The sequence below is a fragment of the Enterobacter cloacae complex sp. P2B genome (assembly GCF_014895985.1).
Lineage (GTDB): Bacteria > Pseudomonadota > Gammaproteobacteria > Enterobacterales > Enterobacteriaceae > Enterobacter > Enterobacter bugandensis.
Genome location: NZ_JADBQQ010000027.1, coordinates 1 through 1309, shown reverse-complemented (window position 1 = coordinate 1309; position 1309 = coordinate 1). Strand labels below are relative to the sequence as shown.

1 protein-coding gene and 1 pseudogene are annotated in these 1309 nt (G+C 38.0%); both read left to right on the top strand.

What is annotated here, in order from left to right:
- Positions 1 to 794 (top strand): glycosyltransferase family 2 protein (locus IM313_RS21525; protein ID WP_193056106.1); only part of this gene is annotated, 794 nt, incomplete at its 5' end.
- Between the two features lies 1 nt (position 795).
- A pseudogene (locus tag IM313_RS21520) lies at positions 796 to 1309 on the top strand (hypothetical protein); the annotation flags it as partial.

The window sequence follows — 1309 nt, the reverse complement described above, 5'->3', positions numbered from 1 at the left end:
TTAAAGATAAGATAAATTTTTTATTCCACAGGAACCAAATAAATTCTGGCAGGTCAATTTCCCGTAACGTGGGTATTTCTCTCGCGACAAATTCGTTGATAATGTTTATTGATATCGACAATCTGCTTGAACCTAACGCATTAAAAAAGATCGTTTCGTTTTTCCATGATAAGAGCTATACAGCAGCCAGAATTAACATACGAATCGATCCCGCCAGACTCAACACCAGCAATTACCTCCGCTATTTTGACAGTCGTTATTTGGGGGCGCGTAACATGCCTGAAGGAATTATAAGCACTCGTTTCTTCGCAAGTGACGGCATTATCCTGACGCGTGATATAATTGACACAATTGGCGGTTTTGATGAAACTTTCTATCATTACGGCTGTGAAGATGAGGAACTTGGCATCCGAGTTTCAAAAGCAAAGTATGACTTTTATTTTTTACCCGATGCAAGAGCAGAAGACAGTGATACCCCAACTTTGCGCAGAGCTTCGGAAAGAATGGTTGTATATGCGTCAAAATCTTTCCCTGTTTTGAAAGAAAAACATCCGGAATGCGTGAAGGACAGTCTCTTTTCATCTTACGAAGTGATGTTGGAAGATACAAAACTCCTTAGTAAACTACTCATAAAGGCTATACATATTCTTCCAATAACAACGACACGAAAAATTCTGCTCTGCTTGTGTGATAAATTAGATTCAAAAACGATTAAAATACCCGATTTTGTATATAAAGTCGTATTGGCACTTTCATATATTGAAGGTGGAAGACTTCGACAGCTGAGGATGTAGAATGAGTATTTTTTTATTGTCCCCAGGGTTTGTATATGCTTCAATTTGGTTGTTTACAATTTTCTTATATTCGCTTGGATTGACGACTAATATTAGCCCTCTCTCAAGTGAGATGATGGTGTTTTTGTCAATCAATGTTGTTCTGGGGTTGATTTTTTCACTTCCATTTATCACTCCTGGCAGTATTAATCATGTTCGTCTTAAAGATATTATGCCATCTTGGCGGGCGACTAAAATATGGCTCATCATTTGGTGCTTTGCAATAATACCTGATGTGGTTGTTGCTGGTGGGATCCCAATGATTATGCAATTTAGGGGCGGCTATAACTATACCGAGTTCGGCATACCAACATATCATGGGATAGTTAATATGCTATTCCTTTTTGTTTTTCCGTCACTATATTATCATTTTCTTTTATCAAAACGGAAAAGTATACTTCTGGTAATTCTGTTAATGAGCATCTGGGAAATGCTGGTCTTCAGACGTGGTATTCTGATGTCTGGTCTCGTAGAAA